Consider the following 858-nt stretch of genomic DNA (forward strand, 5'->3'; position numbering starts at 1 on the left):
TTAGTTGAAGAAGAGCTTCAACTCGATTGAACTTTTTTCATTAGGCTGTTTTCGTAAATATTGTTGCTATAGCATAAAGGCTCAAAAAAACTCGCAGTAGAAATTTGCGAGTTTTCTTGTTATATAAGGATTTGCATATTCAACTAAAGCCCCTATAGATTAAGTGTCCTTCACAAGCTTGATTCCATTAGGATAATAGTGTTTTGTTTACCAAGGGACAATCTGAAGTTTCGGCCATCTTTTCTTCCACTTGTTGGCTTTATTTTCGAAGATCTCCTTAGTCACTAGCGATTTATTTGGCCTTACTACCATTGAAAATAAATCATCTAAATGGTAAGGTGCATAAATATTAAATAAACCATTTTTCTCTATTCTTATTCCCACGGCAGTTGCAGTGGTTGGCCAGCTATCGATTGCTGCTTCAAGAGAGAAGTAAGGTTTTATGGGAAATCCAAATTTGCTTTCATACCAAAGGTGTACCCTTGCTTGATTTTTAACGTCAAAATCAAATTGATAATCCAAAAGTTTACTTTTCAATTTTTGTTTAAGTTCCTTTTCACTATCGGAAGTCAAATCATACTCGTCATAATAAACTATATCGATATCAGAAATGCCATAGTCAAGCGGATAACCAGAGATATCATTCCAAATAGTATTTGTTATACATCCTGCACCAACATAGTATTCAAATGGAAAGTTTAAATCTTTTAGGGTTAGTAAGACTTTCTTTATTGGTTCATTCTTCAAAATGGTTCTCACTAATAATTCTTCATATATATTCATATTTTTCTCCTAAGTATCCTATTGCTTTATATCTTTATTATTCGGCAGGTAAAAATTATTTCCTTCCTCCACTAA

1 protein-coding gene is annotated in these 858 nt (G+C 32.6%); it reads right to left on the reverse strand.

What is annotated here, in order from left to right; all coding sequences use genetic code 11:
- Window positions 1-207: 207 nt before the first annotated feature.
- Window positions 208-783 carry a nucleotidyltransferase family protein gene (locus tag CWO92_RS24900; protein WP_101356843.1) on the reverse strand — a complete coding sequence of 192 codons (576 nt, stop codon included), beginning with the start codon at window positions 781-783 and terminating at the stop codon, window positions 208-210.
- Window positions 784-858: the final 75 nt, after the last annotated feature.

It is taken from the genome of Heyndrickxia camelliae (genome assembly GCF_002844575.1).
GTDB lineage: Bacteria > Bacillota > Bacilli > Bacillales > Bacillaceae_C > Margalitia > Margalitia camelliae.

Bases quoted from the DNA above. Each gene is read 5' to 3' on its own strand.
- CWO92_RS24900 (WP_101356843.1), bottom strand. From the start codon at position 783: ATGAATATATATGAAGAATTATTAGTGAGAACCATTTTGAAGAATGAA.